This is a genomic window from Brevibacterium ammoniilyticum, from assembly GCF_038429965.1.
Classification (GTDB): Bacteria; Actinomycetota; Actinomycetes; order Actinomycetales; family Brevibacteriaceae; genus Brevibacterium; species Brevibacterium ammoniilyticum.
The window spans coordinates 187,375-206,737 of record NZ_BAABNP010000004.1 but is presented as its reverse complement, the minus strand read 5'-3'; the positions used below and the strand labels follow the sequence as shown (position 1 = coordinate 206,737).

General features: G+C 68.4%; 15 protein-coding genes. 9 read left to right on the top strand and 6 right to left on the bottom strand.

Annotated elements, in window-relative coordinates; genetic code table 11:
* Positions 1-38 precede the first annotated feature (38 nt).
* A complete protein-coding gene (gene ilvC / locus AAHA49_RS06575) occupies positions 39-1,067 on the top strand; it encodes a ketol-acid reductoisomerase (RefSeq protein ID WP_339392616.1) in 1,029 nt (342 codons plus the stop codon).
* A 172-nt stretch (positions 1,068-1,239) separates the two neighbouring features.
* Here ilvC and AAHA49_RS06570 read toward each other — a convergent pair whose 3' ends face one another.
* From AAHA49_RS06570 to AAHA49_RS06555, 4 genes are all read right to left on the bottom strand, one after another.
* Positions 1,240-3,003, bottom strand: a complete 1,764-nt coding sequence (locus AAHA49_RS06570) for a dipeptide ABC transporter ATP-binding protein (RefSeq protein WP_342037680.1) — start codon at positions 3,001-3,003, stop codon at positions 1,240-1,242.
* Between the two features lie 4 nt (positions 3,004-3,007).
* The gene (locus AAHA49_RS06565) at positions 3,008-4,678 is read right to left on the bottom strand and encodes an ABC transporter substrate-binding protein (protein ID WP_342037679.1); all 1,671 of its coding nucleotides are present in this window, start codon (positions 4,676-4,678) and stop codon (positions 3,008-3,010) included.
* Between the two features lie 91 nt (positions 4,679-4,769).
* A complete protein-coding gene (locus tag AAHA49_RS06560) occupies positions 4,770-5,765 on the bottom strand; it encodes an ABC transporter permease (protein WP_342037678.1) in 996 nt (331 codons plus the stop codon).
* Positions 5,762-6,721, bottom strand: coding sequence for an ABC transporter permease (locus AAHA49_RS06555; protein WP_342037677.1), 960 nt, complete (start codon positions 6,719-6,721; stop codon positions 5,762-5,764). Before AAHA49_RS06555 ends, AAHA49_RS06560 begins: the two co-directional genes overlap by 4 nt.
* Positions 6,722-6,824: 103 nt before the next feature.
* On the opposite strand from AAHA49_RS06555, the gene AAHA49_RS06550 reads away from it, so the two are divergent.
* The 3 genes from AAHA49_RS06550 (at position 6,825) to AAHA49_RS06540 (ending at position 10,667) form a co-directional block, all read left to right on the top strand.
* Positions 6,825-8,207, top strand: coding sequence for a GNAT family N-acetyltransferase (locus AAHA49_RS06550; RefSeq protein ID WP_342037676.1), 1,383 nt, complete (start codon positions 6,825-6,827; stop codon positions 8,205-8,207).
* Between the two features lie 134 nt (positions 8,208-8,341).
* The gene (serA, locus tag AAHA49_RS06545) at positions 8,342-9,934 is read left to right on the top strand and encodes a phosphoglycerate dehydrogenase (RefSeq protein ID WP_339392610.1); all 1,593 of its coding nucleotides are present in this window, start codon (positions 8,342-8,344) and stop codon (positions 9,932-9,934) included.
* A 160-nt stretch (positions 9,935-10,094) separates the two neighbouring features.
* Positions 10,095-10,667: a DUF805 domain-containing protein gene (locus AAHA49_RS06540; protein WP_342037675.1), complete on the top strand. Its 573-nt coding sequence runs from the start codon at positions 10,095-10,097 to the stop codon at positions 10,665-10,667.
* A 33-nt stretch (positions 10,668-10,700) separates the two neighbouring features.
* On the opposite strand, the gene AAHA49_RS06535 is transcribed toward AAHA49_RS06540, so the two are convergent.
* Both AAHA49_RS06535 and AAHA49_RS06530 read right to left on the bottom strand, forming a co-directional pair.
* Positions 10,701-11,324 carry a phosphatase PAP2 family protein gene (locus AAHA49_RS06535; protein ID WP_342037674.1) on the bottom strand — a complete coding sequence of 208 codons (624 nt, stop codon included), beginning with the start codon at positions 11,322-11,324 and terminating at the stop codon, positions 10,701-10,703.
* A gap of 74 nt (positions 11,325-11,398) precedes the next feature.
* Positions 11,399-12,250, bottom strand: a complete 852-nt coding sequence (locus AAHA49_RS06530; protein ID WP_339392607.1) for an HpcH/HpaI aldolase/citrate lyase family protein — start codon at positions 12,248-12,250, stop codon at positions 11,399-11,401.
* Positions 12,251-12,565: 315 nt separating this feature from the next.
* Here AAHA49_RS06530 and AAHA49_RS06525 point away from each other — a divergent pair, with 315 nt between their 5' ends.
* From AAHA49_RS06525 to AAHA49_RS06505, 5 genes are all read left to right on the top strand, one after another.
* Positions 12,566-13,606 carry a 3-isopropylmalate dehydrogenase gene (locus AAHA49_RS06525; protein WP_342037673.1) on the top strand — a complete coding sequence of 347 codons (1,041 nt, stop codon included), beginning with the start codon at positions 12,566-12,568 and terminating at the stop codon, positions 13,604-13,606.
* Positions 13,607-13,729: 123 nt separating this feature from the next.
* On the top strand, positions 13,730-14,821 hold the full coding sequence (locus AAHA49_RS06520) for a branched-chain amino acid aminotransferase (protein ID WP_342037672.1): 1,092 nt from the start codon (positions 13,730-13,732) through the stop codon (positions 14,819-14,821).
* Between the two features lie 222 nt (positions 14,822-15,043).
* Positions 15,044-16,552 carry an MFS transporter gene (locus AAHA49_RS06515; RefSeq protein ID WP_342037671.1) on the top strand — a complete coding sequence of 503 codons (1,509 nt, stop codon included), beginning with the start codon at positions 15,044-15,046 and terminating at the stop codon, positions 16,550-16,552.
* Positions 16,553-16,856: 304 nt separating this feature from the next.
* Positions 16,857-18,587: an HNH endonuclease gene (locus tag AAHA49_RS06510; protein WP_342037670.1), complete on the top strand. Its 1,731-nt coding sequence runs from the start codon at positions 16,857-16,859 to the stop codon at positions 18,585-18,587.
* Positions 18,588-18,699: 112 nt separating this feature from the next.
* On the top strand, positions 18,700-19,350 hold the full coding sequence (locus AAHA49_RS06505) for an N-acetyltransferase (protein WP_339392602.1): 651 nt from the start codon (positions 18,700-18,702) through the stop codon (positions 19,348-19,350).
* The last annotated feature ends 13 nt before the right edge of the window (positions 19,351-19,363 follow it).

Genomic DNA, 19,363 nt, shown 5'->3' with positions numbered 1-19,363 from the left:
TGGGGTCATCACCCCGAAACCTCGAAGGAGCACGAACCATGGCAGAACGCTTTTACGACGACGATGCCGACCTGTCCCTCATCCAGGGCAAGAAGGTCGCCGTCATCGGCTACGGCTCGCAGGGCCACGCCCACGCACTGAGCCTGCGCGACTCCGGCGCAGAGGTCCGCATCGGACTCAAGGAGGGGTCGTCGAGCCGTGACAAGGCCGCCGCCGAAGGGCTCGAGGTCGGCACCCCCGCCGAGGTGGCCGCCTGGGCCGATGTCATCACCATCGCCGCCCCCGACCAGGTGCAGGCCGAGATCTTCGAGAACGAGGTCAAGGATCAGCTCACCCCGGGCAAGGCGCTCGTGTTCATCCACGGCTTCAACATCCGCTACGGCTACATCAAGGCCCCCGAGGGCGTCGACGTCGTCATGATCGCCCCGAAGGGCCCCGGTCATGTCGTCCGTCGTGAGTACGTCGACGGCCGCGGTGTGCCCGTGCTCGTCGCTGTCGAGGTCGACGCGAGCGGTCAGGCGTGGCAGCTCGCGCTCTCGTACGCGAAGGCCATCGGCGGTCTGCGCGCCGGCGGCATCAAGACGACCTTCACCGAGGAGACCGAGACGGACCTCTTCGGCGAGCAGACCGTGCTCTGTGGCGGTGTCTCGCACCTCGTCCAGTACGGCTTCGAGGTCCTCACCGAGGCCGGCTACCAGCCGGAGATCGCGTACTTCGAGGTCCTCCACGAGCTCAAGCTCATCGTCGACCTCATGGTCGAGGGCGGCATCGCCAAGCAGCGCTGGTCGATCTCCGACACCGCCGAGTACGGCGACTACGTGTCCGGTCCCCGGGTCATCACGCCCGAGGTCAAGGAGAACATGGAGAGCGTGCTCGTCGACATCCAGAACGGCACCTTCGCCGAGCGCTTCATGACCGACCAGAAGAACGGCGGCACGGAGTTCAAGGAGCTGCGCGCCAAGGAGGAGAAGCACCCGATCGAGGCCACGGGCCGTGAGCTGCGGAAGATGTTCGCGTGGCTCAAGGACACCGACGACGACTACACCGAGGGCACCGCCGCTCGCTGATGAGTCGCCGGTGATCGGCAGCCGCTGATCGGCAGCCGCTGATCGGCACTGTCCGAACCGAGGCCGAAGGCGCCGATGGATTCCATCGGCGCCTTCGTCATGTCCTGGCATCGTTCGGCCACCGACGGCAGCCGCGCGCGGGGCGCCACCGGCGAGCGCCGGCCGCGGGCCCCTACGCCGCGAGCCGCGCCGCCCGCCTGGCCGCTTGGATCCGCGGGTCGGGCACGGGCGCGGACTCGATGAGCTCCCGGGTGTAGGCCTGTCTGGGGTCGGTGAGCACCGTGAGGCTCGGGCCCTCTTCGACGATGCGCCCGTCCCGGAGGACGACGACGCTGCTCGCGAGCTGTTCGACGACGGCGAGGTCGTGGCTGATGAACAGGCACGCGAAGTCGTGCGCCTCATGGAGGTCGGCGAGCAGGCGGAGGACCCCGCGCTGGACAGACACGTCGAGGGCCGAGGTCGGCTCGTCGGCGATGAGCAGCTTGGGGTCGAGGACGAGCGCTCGGGCGATCGCCACCCGCTGCCGCTGCCCGCCGGAGAGCTCATGCGGGTAGCGCTCGGCGAAGTCGGCGGGCAGCTGGACGTCGTCGAGCAGGGTGCGCACCCGGGCCTCGATCTCCCGGTTGGGGAGATCGGTGTGGACGCGCAGGGGTTCGGCGATCTGGCTGCCGACCGACCGCCGCGGATTGAGCGAACCGCGCGGATCCTGGAAGACGACCCCGACCTCGGCGCGCAGTCTCCGCTGCCGCCGGTTCGGTCGCGTCGACACCCGAGTTCCGGCGACGAACGCCTCACCCGAGGTCAGCGCCTGACCGCCGGTGAGGACGTTCGCGATCGTCGACTTCCCGGACCCGGATTCGCCGACGAGACCCATGATCGTGCCCGCCGGGATGCTCAGGCTGACATCGTCGAGGGCGACGACCTGCCGGCCTGAGGTGCGGTGGACGACCGTGGCGTTGCGAAGCTCGGCCGCAGGGACCGGTTCCGAGCCGGTGGTCGACTCCGCGCCGGCGCGGGACCCGGCGTCACCCGAGGACCCAGCGTCCGCCTCGGCGGGGGAGGACTCACCGCGGTCGACGACGGCCGAGAGCCGGGGGACGGCGGCGAGGAGCTGACGCGTGTACTCGGTGCTCGGGTGGTCGAAGACCTCCGTGACCGAGCCGGTCTCGACGATGCGGCCGTCCTTCATCACGGCGACGCGGTCGGCGATGTCGGCGACGACGCCCATGTCATGGGTGATGAGGAGGACCGCCTGCCCGGCCTGCGCCTGAGCCAGCAGGAGGTCGAGGATGCCGGTCTGGACCGTGACATCGAGGGCGGTGGTCGGTTCGTCGGCGATGAGGACCTGCGGGTCGTTGATCGTCGCCAGCGCGATCATCGCCCGCTGGAGCTGACCGCCGGAGAGCTCGTGCGGGTAGGCGCGGGCGATCTGCTCGGGATCGCTCAGCCCCACGGTGCGCAGCTGCGCGAGCACCCGCTCCCGGACGTCCGCGGACGACCCCGACCGGCCCGCCGACTCCGCGGCCCGACCGCCAGAGGACCCAGCGCTCGCGGCATGCGCCCGGACCGCCTCGGCGATCTGATGACCGATGCGGAACATCGGGTTGAACGCACTCATCGGCTCCTGGAACACCACGCCGATCCGCTCCCCGCGGATCGGACGCAGCGCCTCGGCGTCGAGGCCGACGAGCTCGATCGCGCCCCCTGCCGGGGTGGGACCGACCGGATCGCGCAGGAGCACCGACCCCGCCTGGCTCGCCCCGGGGACGAGACCGAGCGGGGCGAGCGCGGTGACGGACTTCCCCGACCCCGACTCGCCGACGAGCGCGAGGATCGAACCGGGGACGAGGTCGAAGGAGACCTCCCGGGTGACCTGGCGCGCGCCGAAGGCCACCGAGTAGTCCCGGTAGCTGAGCGCGGGGATCGGTTCGCTCATCGACTCAGCCCTTCAGGGAGGCCTTGAAGTACACCGGGTAGGCCGGGAACTCGCCGATGATGAAGTTCTCGACGTTCGAGCCGTGGAGGAACGAGTTCCTGTTGTACGTCAGCGGCACGACGGGAGCGTCCTCCATGATCCGCCTGTCCGCTTCGGCCCACACCTTCTGCGCCTCGGCCGGGTCGACGGTCTCGGTCGCCTTCCTGATGAGGGCGTCGACGTCCTTGTTCGAGTAGCGGGAGATGTTGTAGTTCCCGCCGCCGATCTGCGAGGAGTCGAAGAGCGGCTGGATGTTGCCGTTGGCCGAGGGGAAGTCCGGCTGCCAGGATCCGAGCGCAAGATCGTAGTCGCCCTGGTCGTCCGTGGCGTCGGCGGAGTACGTGTTCGAGTCCACGGACTTGATCTTCACGTCGATGCCGGCGCGTTTCAGTCCCTGCTGGATGGCCTCGGCCTGGGCGACGAAGGTCGCGGAGTTCTGCGTGAGCAGGGTGAGCGTGCCGAGGTCGGCCCCTGACTCAGCGAGCAGGGACTTCGCCTTCTCGACGTCGCCTGCTGGTTCGGCCGGGTAGAGGTCGTAGTCGACGCGGCCGGGGATGCCCGGGGTGATGAGCGTGGTTGCGAAGTCACCGGAGATCTCCCCGCCCCCGGCGATGCGGAACGTGTTCTTGTCCACCGCGTAGTTGATGGCCTGCCGGACCTTGACGTCTTTCAGCGCCCCGCGCTGCGTGTTCATCGCGAGGTAGGCGAGCGCACCGGGACCCGAGGTCACGAGCCGCGACTTCGCGTTCGGGTCGCCCTGGACCTGCGCGAGCTGGGAGGCGGGGACGAAGCTGGCGGAGAAGCCGTTCTTCGCATCCCCGGAGTCGGAGATGAGCGCCTGCGAGGTCACCGAGGCGTCCTGGCCGAGCTTGAACACGACGGAGTCGGGTCCGGCGGTGCGCACAGGATCGGTGTCCTGGTTCCACTGGTCGTTGCGGGTGAGCACCGCCTCGGCGCCCGAGCGGTTCGATTCGACCTTGTACGGGCCCGAGGCGATCGGATCGAGACCGTATCTGCTCGGATCGTCCTTGTCCTCGGGCACGGGGGAGAACGCCGGCATCGAGACGATCCACGGGAAGTCGCCGAAGGACGAATTGAGCCTGAAGACGATCGTCTTGTCGTCCGGGGTCTCGATCGACTTGAGGTCCTCGCCCTTGAACGGTCCCTGGTATTCGGCACCGCCTTCGAGGAGCCCCTTGTGGTAGCTCAGGCCGCCGGAGAGCTCGGTGGAGAAGGAGCGTTCGATGCCGTACTTGATGTCCTTCGTCGTGATCGGATCACCGGTCTCGTACTTGAGTCCGTCCTTGAGCGTGAACGTCCACGTCTTCCCGTCGTCGCTGACCCTGCCGGTGTCCGTGGCGAGGTCGGGCACGACCTTGCCCGGCTTGTCCGGCTGGATGTCCCACGTCGTCAGACGCCGGTGGACGAGGGAGAGCGAGGTGATCGCCAGGCCCTGGCTCTTGCCGGGGTCGAAGTCGATGTCGGGGTCCTCGGAGAAGATGTTGAGCGTGCCGCCCTTCGTCGTCTCGCCCAGCGTGTTGCCCTGCGAGTCGTCGTTCAGCCCCGGGTTGGCGTTGCATCCGGTGAGGACGAGGCCGAGGGCGAGGGTGGCGGCGGCGAAGCCGATGCGTTTCATGATGGTCCTTTGCGTGGAGTGGGGTCTGAGGTCGTCGGAGGCTGGGGGCGCGGACATCGGCGCCGGTCGGGGGCGCGTCGAACCTGAGGTCTCATCGTGCGGCCCCGATCCGCGGGTCGAGGAGCGAGTAGCTCAGATCAGCGAGGAGGTTGGCGATGATGACGACGGCCGCGGCGAAGAGCGTGACCCCGACGATGACCTGGATGTCGAGGGCGGAGACGGATTCGAGCAGCAGCGTGCCCACCCCGCCGAGGGCGAAGACCTTCTCCGTGATCACCGCCCCGCCCAGCAGACCGCCGATGTCGATCGCGAACAGCGTGGTCAGGGGCACGACGAGGTTGCGCAGCCCGTGCTTGCCGACGACGACCGTCTCGCTCAGTCCCTTCGCCCGGGCCGTGCGGATGTAGTCCTGGCTGAGCACCTCGAGCATCTGCCCCCGCGTGAGCCGGGCGTAGATCGCCCCGTTGGCGATCGCGAGCACCACCCACGGCAGGATGAGGTGGAAGGCCCACAGCGCCGGGTTCTCCGTGAGCGGGACGTACCCGCCGATCGGCAGGACGTTGAGGGTGAAGCCGAAGAGGAGCACGCCGAGGAGGCCGAGCAGGTACGTCGGGGCCGAGATCCCCGTGATCGCCGCCCCCATGACCGCGGAGTCGGTGAACGTGCCCCGCTTCAGCGCCGCGATGAGGCCCGCGGCGATGCCGCCGATCGCCCACAGCACCGCGGCGCCGAGGGTGAGCGAGAGCGTCACCGGCAGACGCTGGATGATGAGGTCGGTGACCGAGTCGCGCAGCCGGAACGAGTACCCGAAGCACGGGGCGTTGCAGTGGATGGCGGTGGTGCCCTCACCGAAGGTGCGCCCGCCGATGATGCCGGCGAGGAAGTCTCCGAGCTGCTTCCACCAGGCCTGGTCGACGCCGAGGTAGCGCTCCACCTCGGCGAGGCGCTCCGGGGAGCAGGGTTTGCCGCACGAGAGCTGGGCGGGGTTGGTGGGCATGAGGTAGAAGATCGCGAAGCACGCGGCGGCGATGAGGATGAGGACGACGAGCGCCCCGAGGATCCGGGAGACGATGAAACGCAGCTTCACGGCTGACCTCCCGCGCTCATGGGGTCGATCCGGGCGGCCTCGCCCGTGCGGTTCTCGGCGGGGTCGAGGGCGTCGCGGAGGCCGTCGCCGAACATGTTGAACCCGAGGGTGACGAGGAAGAGCGCCATGCCGGGGAAGATGAGGTACATCGGGTCGACCTGGACCCAGGAGATCGCATCGGAGATCGACCGACCCCACGACGGGGTGGGCGGGGAGACGCCGACGCCGAGGAAGGACAGGGCCGCCTCGGCGCCGATCTTGCCGGGGATCGAGACGGTCGTGAAGACGATGACGGTGGCGACGATGTTCGGCAGGATCTCCCGGACGATGATCCGCGCGCTGCCGGTGCCCTGGGCGGCCGCGGCCCGGACGAAGCCGCGTTCGCGCAGGGACAGGGTCTCGCTGCGCACGACGCGGGCCACCGGCGGCCAGCCGAAGAACCCGATGACGAGGATGAGCAGGAGCGGACGCGGGAAGCTCGCGGGCACCGTCGCCGAGAGCGCGATCGCGAAGATGAGGAACGGGAAGCCGAAGACGATGTCGGTCAGCCGGGACAGCAGCCGGTCGGCGAGGTGACCGTAGAAGCCGGCGATGAGTCCGATCGCCACGCCGACGATGACGGAGACGACGGTCGCGGCGAGGCCGATGAGCAGGGAGACCTGCGCGCCGTAGCTGACGATCGCGAAGAGGTCGCGTCCCGTGCGCGGTTCGACCCCGAACCAGTGCTGAGCACTCATCCCGCCCAACGGTCCCGCGGGAGCCGTGTCGGGGCCGAGCAGCTCGGGGTTGTAGGCGTACGGGCTGTTGCCGGTGATGGCCGCGAACACCGGGGCGAGGAGTGCGAGGAGGACGAAGACGACGACGAGTCCGAGGCCGATCATCGCCGGCCGGGAGCGCTTGAGCCGCGACCATACGCCGTCTGCGCGGCGGCTGCGGCCGGGTAGGGCTGTCGTCATCGTGGTCCTTCGATTCGTGGTCGCTCGGACGGTCGGTGGGCGTGCGTCCGGGATCGCCGAACTGCTCAACAATTATGCGCCTGATCGTCCTCTGTGCAAAGTCATGAAGTTCCGTGACAAGGTCCAGGTCAGCGTGCCGGTGCTAGAGTCGCAGGCAGGGAACGGCAGGCCGGTCGACGAGGAAGGCGACATTGTGACGAACTACCGCTTCGAGAGCTTCACCCCCGCCTTCGACGCCGCGACCGGCGAACCGGACGAGCGGACGAAGGGCTACTTCGCCTCGACGAGCGTCGGCTTCCACGACTCCCGGTCCACCGAGGCGGCGCTGAAGAACCGCGTCCAGCGCGCGATCGACGACGGCCGGCATCTCACCGCGGTCTATGCGGACAGCGAATACGAGTACGCGCTGGGCGCCGATATCCCCGTGGCGACCTTCGCGTGGTTCGACAAGCTCGTCAACGTCGGCGGCGGCCGGCTCGTCCCGGCCCACCTCATCACGTGGGTGACGGTGCGGCCCACGCACCGCAGGCGCGGTCTGCTGCGGTCGATGATGACGACCGACCTCGCCGAGGCGAAGGCCGCCGGCTACCCGTTCGCCGCACTCACCGCGACCGAGGGCGGCATCTACTCCCGGTACGGCTTCGGGGTCGCGACGTGGTCGCATGCGATCGAGGTCGACACCTCGCCGGGCTTCCAGATGATCCGCGAACCCGACCGGCGGGTCGAGATGTGCCTGCCGAGCGTCCTGCGCGAGCTCGCCCCGAAGATCTACGGCGAGTTCATGCGCACTTCGCCCGGGGCCATGGAACGGCAGCAGACCTACATCGAACGCGCCACCGGCGATCTCAACCCGGAGACCGGGGAGGCCGACCGCGGGGTGCGGGCGGCCCTCCACTTCGGTGAGGACGGGGAACCCGACGGCTATGTGTCCTACAAGTTCGCCGGCTGGTCGGTCAAACCGCCGACGATCGAGCTCATCGACTTCGTCGCCGCCACGGATGCGGCCTATGCCTCCCTGTGGTCGTTCCTCGCAGCGATCGACCTCTCGAGCCGGGTGACGTTCGGCGAATCCGCCGAGGACTCGCCGCTGCCGTGGCTGCTCACGGACTCCCGGCGGGTGCGCACGACGTCGACGGAGGACAACATCTGGATCCGCATCCTCGATGTCAAGGCCGCACTCGAGGCCAGGCCCTGGTACGTCGCGGGCGAGCTTGTGCTCGAGATCGACGATCCGCAGGAGCTGGCCGGAGGGAAGTTCCGGATCACCGCGGACGGGGAGAACGCGATCGTCGAGACCGCCTCGGAGTCGACGCCGGCCGACCTCAGCCTCGGCATCGCCGAACTCGGCTCCCTCTACTTCGGCGGCGCCGACCCCGTCATCCTCGTCCGCGCCGGACGCATCGAGGAGAACACGCCCGGGGCCGCCGTGCAGGCGAGCGCGATGTTCAGCCTCGGCCGGATGCCGTACTCGCCCAACGGGTTCTGAGGGACGCGCGCGGAGAGCGCGGGGAGGACCACTTCTCTCGGCTCCCGGACGACGTTCCCAGATCCTGAGACTTTGTGAAAGCTTTCACTCACTCTCATAGGATGAACCCGTCCCGGATCCCTAAGGAGTAACCAGTGCCCAAGCCCATTGTGCTCATCGCCGAAAACCTGTCACCGGCCACCATCGACGCACTCGGAGGCGACTTCGAGATCCGTCACACCGACGGCGCTGACCGCTCCCAGCTTCTCTCCGCCATCGCCGACGCCGATGCCATCCTCGTCCGCTCGGCCACCCAGGTCGACGCCGAGGCGATCGCGGCAGCCAAGTCGCTCAAGGTCATCGCGCGCGCCGGAGTCGGACTCGACAACGTCGACGTCCCCGCTGCCACCTCGGCGGGCGTCATGGTCGTCAACGCCCCGACGTCGAACATCATCTCCGCCGCCGAGCTGACGATGGCCCACATCCTCGCCTCCGCCCGGTACTTCGGCGCCGGCAACTCCTCGCTCAAGGCGGGGGAGTGGAAGCGCTCGAAGTTCACCGGCGTCGAACTCTACGAGAAGACGCTCGGCATCATCGGCCTCGGCCGCATCGGCGGACTCGTCGCCGAGCGGGCGAAGGCCTTCGGGATGCGCCTGGTCGGCTACGACCCCTACATCACGCAGGCCCGCGCCGCGCAGATGGGCGTCGAGGTGCTCGACCTGCCGGGTCTGCTCGCGGTCTCCGACTTCGTCACCGTGCACATGCCCAAGACGCCGGAGACCCTCGGCATGATCAGCACCGAGCAGTTCGCGCAGGCCAAGCCCGGTGCCCGCTTCGTCAACGTCGCCCGCGGCGGCATCATCGATGAGGAGGCCCTCGCCGAGGCGGTCGCCGCCGGCACCGTGGGCGGGGCCGGCATCGACGTGTGGAATGTCGAACCGCCCGAGCACTCGACGCTCATGGAGCTCGACGCCGTCAACGTCACCCCCCACCTCGGCGCCTCGACTGCCGAGGCCCAGGAGAAGGCCGGCGTCGCGGTTGCGAAGTCCGTGCGCAAGGCGCTCGCCGGGGAGCTCGTGCCCGATGCGGTCAACGTCGCCGGCGGTGCGATCCACGAGGACGTCCGTCCGGGCATCCCGCTCGCCGAGCGTCTCGGGCGCGTGGTCAACGCGCTCGCGGAGTCCTCGGTCACGCACTTCAAGGTCGAGGTCAACGGCGAGATCGCGGACAAGGACGTCTCCGTCCTCAAGCTCTCGGCGCTCAAGGGACTGTTCAAGGACGTCGTGTCCGACCAGGTCTCCTACGTCAACGCCCCGCTGCTCGCCGAGGAGCGGGGGATCGGCGTCGAGCTCACCACGGATCCGTACTGCGAGTCCTTCCGCAACATCACCCGCCTGACCGCGACGACCGGCGACGGTCAGCGGATCACGGTCGCGGGCACCGTGACGGGGCCGAAGCTCGTCCAGAAGCTCACCGAGGTCGACGGCTTCGACCTCGAGATCGAGCTCACCGACAACCTGCTCATCTTCCGCTACGAGGACCGTCCCGGCATCATCGGCCAGCTCGGCCTCGCGCTCGGGGCGAACGAGATCAACATCGCCGGCATGCAGGTCTCGCCGTCGGACGAAGGCAATGAGGCGCTCTCGGTCATGGCCGTCGACTCGGCTGTGCCCGAAGAGGTCGTCCGGACCGTGGCCGGGGCCGTCAACGCCTCGGCGTTCTCCGCGGTCTCGCTGCAGGAGGACTGAGCGGTCTCAGTGCAGGAGGACTGAACCGCGCGGGTCACCGCTCAGGCGCGGGTCACCGCCTATGATGGTCTGCGCACGACGATCGTCGTGCGCAGACCATCGCCGGTCCGGTGATGTGCGTGCGCGTCACCGCGCCTGCGAGCACACCACGGAGGAACCCATGACCGACTCAGCACCGTCCCCTCAGTCCTCGACCGCACCGACCCGCCGTTCCGCCAACGGCCTCGGCGACCTCTCCCAGCCGCTGCCGGGCGCGAGCCTCAAGCAGGCCGCCGGACGGTTCTTCAAGAAGTACACGACCTTCACCGGTCGGGCATCGCGCAGCGAGTTCTGGTGGTCCTACCTGCTCGTCGCCGTGCTCACGCTCGTTCCCTACATCCTCGTCATCGTCGGCGTGTCGATCGGCACCGCCTGGGCGGCGGCCAACCCGAAGGTCACCGAGCTCGGCGTCGATGCGAACGGCGAAGCGGTGACCTTCGAACAGTCCCCGGGCATCATGAACCATGCCCCTGCGGCGACGCTCATCATCATCGGCCTCGTCCTGCTGTTCCTCGTCTTCCTCGCCGTCATCGTGCCCTTCCTCGCCGTCACGGTGCGCCGCCTCCACGACGCGAACATGCCCGGGCCGATGATCTTCCTCATCCTCATCCCGTTCGTCGGTTCGCTCATCGTGCTCATCCTCATGTTCTTCGCCTCGAAGCCCGAAGGCGCGCGCTTCGACGTCCGGAGCTGAACAGGCCGGACGCGCCGAGCCGCCGCCGCCGAACTACCGGCGCAGGGCGGGCAGCCGGGTCCGCGCGGCGATGACCGTCCAGAACGCATCGGCGAGGACGACGACGGTGAGCCCGAGCAGCACCCCGGCGATCGTGTCGGTGAGCCAGTGGACCTGGAGAGCTGTGCGCGACCACATCATCGCCAGGATCCACACCGCCGCCAGCGCGAACGGCCAGCGGAACCTCCACCGGGTGGGATCGGCGCTGCGGTCCATGTGCGCGCGGGTTGCGATGAGCGCAAGGCTCATCGCGAGCGCCGTCGCCCCCATCGCATGCCCCGACGGGTAGGAGAAGCCGAGCGAGTCATAGAGCTGGTCGTGCGGTCTGGGCCGCATGACCAGCGCTTTGATGATCTCGGACAGGGCCACGCCGAGGAGCATCGTCGTCACGAGGACGACCGCGGCGCGGAAGCGGCGCAGGAGGACGAGCAGGGCGGCAGCCAGACCTGTGCAGATCATGGCACCGTTGGCCCCGCCCACCTCGGCGAGGGTGACGGCGATCCAGTACGGCACGGAACCGACGTCGAGGCCGACGAGGTGGAGCCAGCGTTCGTCGACGACGGTGCCCGCGGTGCCGCTCAGGCGCAGCCACAGGCCGAAGCCGAGGACCACCGTCATGGCCGGCAGGGTCGCCCACAGCGTCCAGCTGGGCAGGGGGACGATGGGGCGAGAGGAGTCTGCGGGCGGGCGGATCAGGCGTTCCAGAGACCGTAGGTGTCGGCGAGCGAGGCGATCTTCTTCGCCCTGGCCAGACGCGGCAGGTACGAGCCGTCGGTGATCTCGGTTCCGCCCTCGGCGGCGGCGAGCATCTGGCGGGCCCACGTGCGCTCGTCCTCGCTCGGGCTCATCGCCTCGTTGAGCGCATTGACCTGGTCGACGTTGAGCACGAGCTTGCCGGTCATGCCCATCATGTGGGTGACGTCGGCGTCCTTGCGGACCTGCTCATCGCTGGCATCGGCGGCCGAAGGGCCGTCGATGGCGCCGGGCAGACCGCCCATGCGCGAGGCGATGGTCAGCCGCGAGCGGGCGTAGGCCAGTGCCATCGGATCGCCGGAGAAGCCGGTGTCCTTGCGGAAGTCGTTCGTGCCGAAGGCGAGGCGGAAGGTGCCCGGCGCCTCGGCGATCTTCGTCGCGTTCTCCACTCCGCGGGCGGATTCGAGGAGGGCGATGACGGGCAGGCCGGCCTTCGCGCGCATTGCGGAGTACGAGACCTGCTCGGGGCGCTCGGTCTCGGGCAGCATGACGCCGCGCAGCCCCGGCAGGGTGGCGACGGCGGCGAGGTCGTCGTCCCAGAACTCCGATTCCATCTTGTTGATCCGCACCCAGGCCGACATGCCGGATTCGAGGGCGCGCACGACGTTGTCGCGGGCTTCGAGCTTGTTGTCCTCGGCGACCGAGGCCTCGAGGTCGAAGATCACCGAATCGGCCTCCGAGGCCTGGGCCCGCGCGAAGATGTCCGCCTTCGCCGCGTTGACGAGCAGCCACGAGCGGGAGAGTTTGGCGGGAAGGGAAGCGGCGCGACGATTGCGGATCGTGTCTGTCAAGGATCGACTTTCTCTCGGAAGCGGTGAGTCGGCGAGTCAGCGGTCGCGATCGACCGGCAGAGCGACCGCGGCGGCTGAGAGTCGACCGCGGCCGGAGCGACCGCGGCGGCTGACCTCCATTTTCGTCGGTCGACCGAGGATTGTGTAGTCGGAGTCCAAGATTGGGACGTGAAATTGTCCACGTCGCAGTGTGTGGCATCATCGATCCGCCGAGGCGGTCCGCAGGTCCTGCGCACGCTGCCTGCCCCGCCCCGCCGCTTGTCCATATAGTAGGACGGCGTAGTTGCATAATGAGATGAGCTCTAGTCTGGCGGCATGAAGACGTTCTCAATTGCGGTCATGCCCGGCGATGGAATCGGCACCGAGGTCGTCCCCGAAGGGCTCAAGGTCCTCCAGCGGGCGATCGAGGTCTCCGGGGAGCCTGTCGCACTCGAGCTCACCGACTACGAGGTCGGCGCGAAGCGCTGGCATGCCACCGGCGAGACGCTCACCGACGAGGAGCTCGAATCGCTGCGCAGCCATGACGCGATCTTCTTCGGCGCGTGCGGCGACCCGAGCGTGCCCTCCGGGGTGCTCGAGCGCGGCGTCATCCTCAAGATGCGCTTCGGCCTCGGCCATGCCGTCAACCTCCGGCCGGCGAAGCTCTTCGCCGGTGTCGAATCCCCGCTCGCGGCGCGACCGGACATCGACTTCGTCGTCGTCCGCGAAGGCACCGAGGGTTCGTACACGGGCATGGGCGGATCCGTGCGCACCGACACCCCGCACGAAGTCGCGACCGAGGTCTCGGTGAACACGTGGTACGGCGTCGAACGCGCCGTCCGCGACGCCTTCGAACGCGCGCAGTCGCGGCGGAAGAAGCTCACCTACGTCCACAAGCACAACGTCATGGTCCACGCCGGCCACCTGTGGCGCCGGGTCGTGGAGAAGGTCGGCGAGGAGTTCCCCGAGGTCGCCGTCAACTACGAGCACACGGATGCGTGCACGATCTACATGGTCACCGATCCGCAGCGCTACGACGTCATCGTCACCGACAACCTCTTCGGCGACATCCTCACCGACCTCGCCGCCGCCGTGACCGGGGGCATCGGGCTGGCCGCCTCGGGCAACCTCAACGTCGAAGGCACCGCCCCGAGCCTCTTCGAACCCATCCACGGCTCGGCCCCGGACATTGCGGGCAAGCAGATCGCCGACCCGACGGCCTCGATCCTCTCCGGTGCCCTCATGGCCGCCCACCTCGGCCTCGACGACGTCGCGAAGTCGATCGAAGCCGCCGTCGAAGCCGACCTCGCCGAACGCGGGGACGCGAAGCGGTCCACCGCCGAGGTGGGCGACGCGATCGCCGCGCGACTGGGGTGAGGCGGCGGCCGCCTCGGCGAGGGAATGCGCAGGCGTCGGGAAGGCGGACCCCCGGTGCGCGCGGGCGGAGGGGATCGACTACCCTGAGACGTGTTACGCCTCACACACGTCGAAAGAGCACTGATGACTGAATTCGCCATCCTCAAGAACATCCAGCCGCAGCCCGAGCTGGTGCGCGAGGACATCAAGAAGGATCCCGGTTTCGGGCAGTACTTCACCGACCACATGGCGCACATCCGGTACACGAACGAAGACGGGTGGCAGGCGCACCAGGTCAAGCCGTACGGTCCGCTCGTGCTCGATCCCGCGGCCGCCGTGTTCCACTATGCGCAGGAGATCTTCGAGGGCCTCAAGGCCTACCGTCACGCTGACGGCTCGGTGTGGACGTTCCGTCCCGAGCGCAACGCGACGCGGATCAACCGCTCGGCCGAGCGGCTTGCGCTGCCGCAGATCTCCGAAGAGGACTTCATCAACTCGCTGAAGGCCCTTGTGTCGACCGACGAGGCCTGGGTTCCGACGCCGGGCACCGACGGCGACGAGTCGAGCCTCTACCTGCGTCCGTTCATGATCGCCTCGGAGCGGTTCCTCGGCGTGCGGGCCAGCCATGAGGTCGACTACTACGTCATCGCCTCGCCGGCCGGACCGTACTTCGCCGGCGGCATCAAGCCGGTGTCGATCTGGCTCTCGAAGCGCCTCAACCGTGCCGGTTCGGGCGGAACGGGCTTCGCGAAGTGCGGCGGCAACTACGCCTCCTCGCTGCTCGCGCAGAAGGAAGCCGCGGACAACGGCTGCCAGCAGGTGCTCTTCACCGATGCCGAGGAGCACAAGTACATCGACGAGCTCGGCGGCATGAACCTCATGCTCGTGACCAAGGACGGGCAGCTGCTCACCCCGGCGCTCAGCGACACGATCCTCGACGGTGTGACCCGCCGCTCGCTGCTCGACCTCGCTCCGGAACTCGGCCTCGAGCCGGTCGAGCGTCAGCTCACCATCGACGAATGGCGTGAGGGCGCGGCCAGCGGCGACATCGTCGAGGCCTTCGCGTGCGGCACCGCCGCCGTCATCACCCCGATCAGCAAGCTCGTCTCCGACGACTTCACGATCGACCACGGGGACACCCCGGGGGAGAAGACGATGGCCCTGCGCAAGGCCCTGCTCGACATCCAGTACGGCCGGGTCGAGGACACGCACAACTGGCTCGTCCGCCTGGCCTGAGGTCTGTGGGGCGGGTGGCCGGAAGCTGACGTTGCCGCGCGCTGTGCGTCGGCGCCGGTGGGTGACGCTGCGCTGTGACGTTGCCCCGACCGCCTCGATGGTGGGTTGTGCTCGAATGATCGCCGATACTCGAGCGGAACCCACCATTCTGCTGTTCGGATGCACTTACGCTAGAAGCAATGTTTTTGCGCGGAAGTGCGTTAAACGTTGTAATGTGTGCTCGTGACTGCAGCCTCCTCGACCTCGACGCCCACCGCGTCCGACGTCATCGCCAACCTGCCATGGAAGTGGAACACCCAGGGTGCGATCTTCATCATCGGCGGCCTCGGCTTCATGTTCGACGCCTGGGACGTCGCGCTCAACGGGTTCCTCATCCCGCTGCTGAGCGAGCACTGGAACCTCAGCCTGGGCCAAGCCGCGTGGATCGCGACGGCCAACCTCATCGGCATGGCCCTCGGCGCGTTCATCTGGGGTGGTATCGCCGACGTCATCGGACGCAAGAAGGCCTTCACCCTCACGCTGCTCGTCTTCTCGATCTTCACCGTCGCCGGGGCGTTCTCGCCCGAGTTCACGTGGTTCATCGTCTTCCGCTTCCTCGCCGGATTCGGGCTGGGCGGCTGCATCCCCGTCGACTACGCCCTCGTCGGGGAGTTCACTCCCAAGCGCCACCGCGGCCGCGTGCTCACCGCGATGGACGGCTGGTGGCCGATCGGCGCCTCGCTGTGCGCCTTCGTCTCCGCCTGGCTGCTGACCATGGGGGACTGGCGGCTCATCATGCTCGTCATGATCGTTCCGGCCCTGCTCACGGTCGCCGTGCGCTTCGGGATCCCCGAATCCCCGCTCTACCTCGCCTCCGTCGGCAGATACGCCGAGGCGGACGCGATCATCTCCCGGCTCGTCGAACGCACCGGGGCTGACGTGCGCGAATGGACGCACGACGCTCCCGCCTCGGCGGGACCGCTGACGGCGGACAGCCTCGGCGAAGCGGGACCGCTGACGGCCGACAGCCTCGGCGAAACGGGACCGCCGACGGCGGACAACCTCGGCGCAGGCAGCACTCCTGTCGGTTCCTCTGGTGGTGTCATCACCTCCGTCAATGGGCAGCTGCGGGCTGCCAGCGGTCAGCTCGTGCAACTCTGGCAGTACTCGGCGAAGACGACGCTGGTGTCGTGGGCGCTCTTCGTCTCCGTCCTCCTTGTCTACTACGCGGCACTGACATGGCTGCCGGGGATCCTGAAGAAGCAGGGGCTCGGCGATCAGGCGGCGTTCCTCGTCACCGGGTCGATGACAGCGGTCGGCATCCTCGGCGTCATCGTCTCCGCACTCGTCGTCGAACGGTTCGGCCGGAAGTGGGTGCTCGGGGTCACTGCGATCGCCTCGGCGGTGCTCCTCGTCTGCGTGGCCGTGTTCATCGAAGCCTCGGGTTCGGAGCTGAGCTTCGCTGCGAAGGCGAGCGTCATCGGCTTCGGCTTCGTCATCCAGATCGCGATTCCCACGCTCTACACCTATGTCTCCGAGCTCTACCCGACGCGGCTGCGCGGATCCGGGTTCGGCTGGGCGTCGGCGGCGTCGCGGATCGCCACCGGCATCGCCCCCTTGGTCTTCGGCGCCTACATGTGGCCGGTGCTCGGGCTCGTGCCGACCTTCGCGCTCACCGGGGTGCTCGTCGTCGTCGCGGTCGTGCTCATGGCCGTGCTCGCACGAGAGACGACCGGGGAGAAGCTCACCTGAGGAATTGGTGCGGCGGAGCCGGACCCGAACGTCCGGCCCCTGCCCCGAGCGACGCGGCCGCGGGCTGCGTCGGCTGCTTCGTCTGACGTCGCGTCGTACGTCTGGCGGAGAACCGTGCCGAATGACGACTGGGCACCTCCTCAGGAACCCCGCCACTCGAGTTCTTCGCGTGACGCATTCCTCGGTGCTTCAGCATTCGGCTCAGAGATGTTTCAGCCGAGTGACCAGGGACGATCCGCTTCGAACTGCGTCGGAGGACCGCGTTCGAAATCTCGTGTCAGTGCCGAGGTCTAGTGTGAGTGTCATGGAAGCAGAGTCGGTTTCAGACGTCATCGCGGACATCGTCCGCTGGCGCGACGCGCTGGCCGATCTGCCTCCCGCACGCACCGAGTCGGAAGCGATCGACCGCATCACGGCGCTCGAGGAGCTCACCTCCGCAGCCGCAGCCGCCCAGGCGCGCGAAACCCTCACCTTCGACATGCACCGGCGCAACCGCGAAGCCGAGGACGGGGTGCCCAGCGACAAGCAGGGCCGCGGCGTCGGAGCGGAGATCGGACTCGCCCGCAAGGTCTCGCGGGCGCGCGGAGCGAAGCTCGTCGGATTCTCGCGTGCTCTGCTCATGGACCTGCCGCGCACCTACGCGGCACTGTCCGCCGGATCCATCTCCGAGGAGAAGGCCCGGACGGTCGCGACCGAGTCCTCGTGGCTGCCCCGCGAGAAGCGGCAACAGCTCGATGAGCGCATGTCCGACCGCCTCGCCGAGGTGGGTGTCCGCCGCCTCGGCAGCGAAGTCCGAGCCCTGGCGCAGAAGCTCGACCAGGTTGCCGCAGTCAAGCACCTCGACCACGCCACGACGGAACGGTGCGTGAGCGTGCGACCGGCACCCGGCAACATGGCCTACCTCACCGCCTTCCTGCCGATGCCGCAGGCTGTCGCCGCCTATGCGAATCTCTCGAAGGCTGCTGCCGCACGCGTGGGAACCGGCGAGTCGAACGGCTGCACGCAACAGCAGAGCATGGCTGATCTCCTCGTCGAGCGCATCACCGGTCAGGACAGCGCGTCGGCGATTCCGCTCGAAGTCCTCCTCGTGATGAATGACGAGACCATGTTCGACGACGGCGACGAACCCGCTTGGCTGCCGGGCTTCGGGTCGATCCCCGCCGGGTCGGCGAAGTCGCTCATCTCCGACAACGACAGCGCCGAGTTCCTCCGGCGGCTCTACACACGACCCACCGACGGCCAACTCGTGAAGATGGACTCGCGCAGTCGCGAATTCACCGGACTGCTCCGACGCATGATCACCGTGCGCGACGACGTCTGTCGCACACCCTGGTGCGAGGCGACGATCAGGCACGTCGACCACGCCACGCCCAGCGCTGCCGGCGGGGCGACCAGCTGGGACAACGGTTCCGGTCTGTGCGCAGCATGCAACCTCCTCAAGGAGCTGCCCGGCTGGCGGCACCGGGCCACCGCGACCCGGCTGTCGGTCACCACTCCGACGGGTCACCGCTACACCGTGAACACGCGCCCGATCGACTCCCGGCCCGGAGATGCGCGATGGACCGGCACCTCTCGGGATGCCTCGTTGTCGGACGCCCCGGCTCGAGCTCCGGGAGACCGCCGGCCCGACGAACGGGAACCCGAGGAGAGCTCTGCGCTCTCTCGCCCGCCGGACCGACACGATCCGCCCGCATCGTCCTCTGATGACGTCGACGATCAGCACACTGACGGCGCCGAGGACCAAAGCGGTGTTGGCGTCGACGATCAGCACTCCCGGCCGGTGGTCGTCCTTGCGGAGACGACGTCCCTACCGCACGATGCTCGAATTCTCATCGATGGATCGATGCTCGGAATGCACCTCCGGCACCGCGCGGAACCCTCGGCGTCAGCTCGACCGGCTCGATCCGCCCGAGGTCAGCGATCCGGAGGCGGTTTCCGCAGACGACGCGCCGGAAATCGTTCAACTCGACCACATACCGACGACGACAGTCCCGTCGAGCTGCGACTGCGGAGCGAGCTCGCTGCCGCCGACTGACAGTGAGAGTGCGCGCCCCATCGGGACCGGCGGAGTGCATCGTGAGGAATTCCACGGCACCAGTTCGCCTTCTGTTCAGTGATTCGACTACCCAAGTCGTTAAGCTGGACATATGAATGACCATTCCGGGGCCGGCACCAACAGGGCCGTGGACATGATCCAACCGGTCGAACTCGTCTGGGGACTTCCCGGCGGGCTCGGCGACCGTTGGGAACCGGTCGAATCGGCGGCCGGGGTGTACGGTGTCCTGCCGCCGCCGTCCGAGGTCGGCGACCTCTACGGCGCAGCTGCCGCAGAGCCGCCGCTCAACGAAGACCGGAAGTACGCACTTCTCTTCGCCGACGTCTACGAAGCCTCCGTGCGCAAAGGCCAGGTGCTCGCCGCCCTCGCCCGCTCGACGGCCGACGGACGGCTGCGCGCCCTCGCCTACGGACACTTCTGGGCATGGGCCGAACAGGACTACGACTGGGCCTACGAACTCAAGGACCGCCTCGGCGACACCGCCCCCGTCATCGAATGGACGTTCGCGCTCAACCTCCTCGCCCGGGACCCGAACCTCCGAACTGCCGGACTCGGTCGCCGCACGCTGGAGACCTGGCTGAGCGGCATCTCCGGCTACGGCTGCTGGCTCCAGACCGACGACATCGACAGCCCGGCCAGGCGACTGTACGAAAGCCTCGGCTTCACGGCGATCGGCCACGGCCCGCAGGCACCCAACGGGGAACCCGGGCTCGTCATGTACCGCCCGCCGCAGCAGACCTGACGACCTGGCAGGA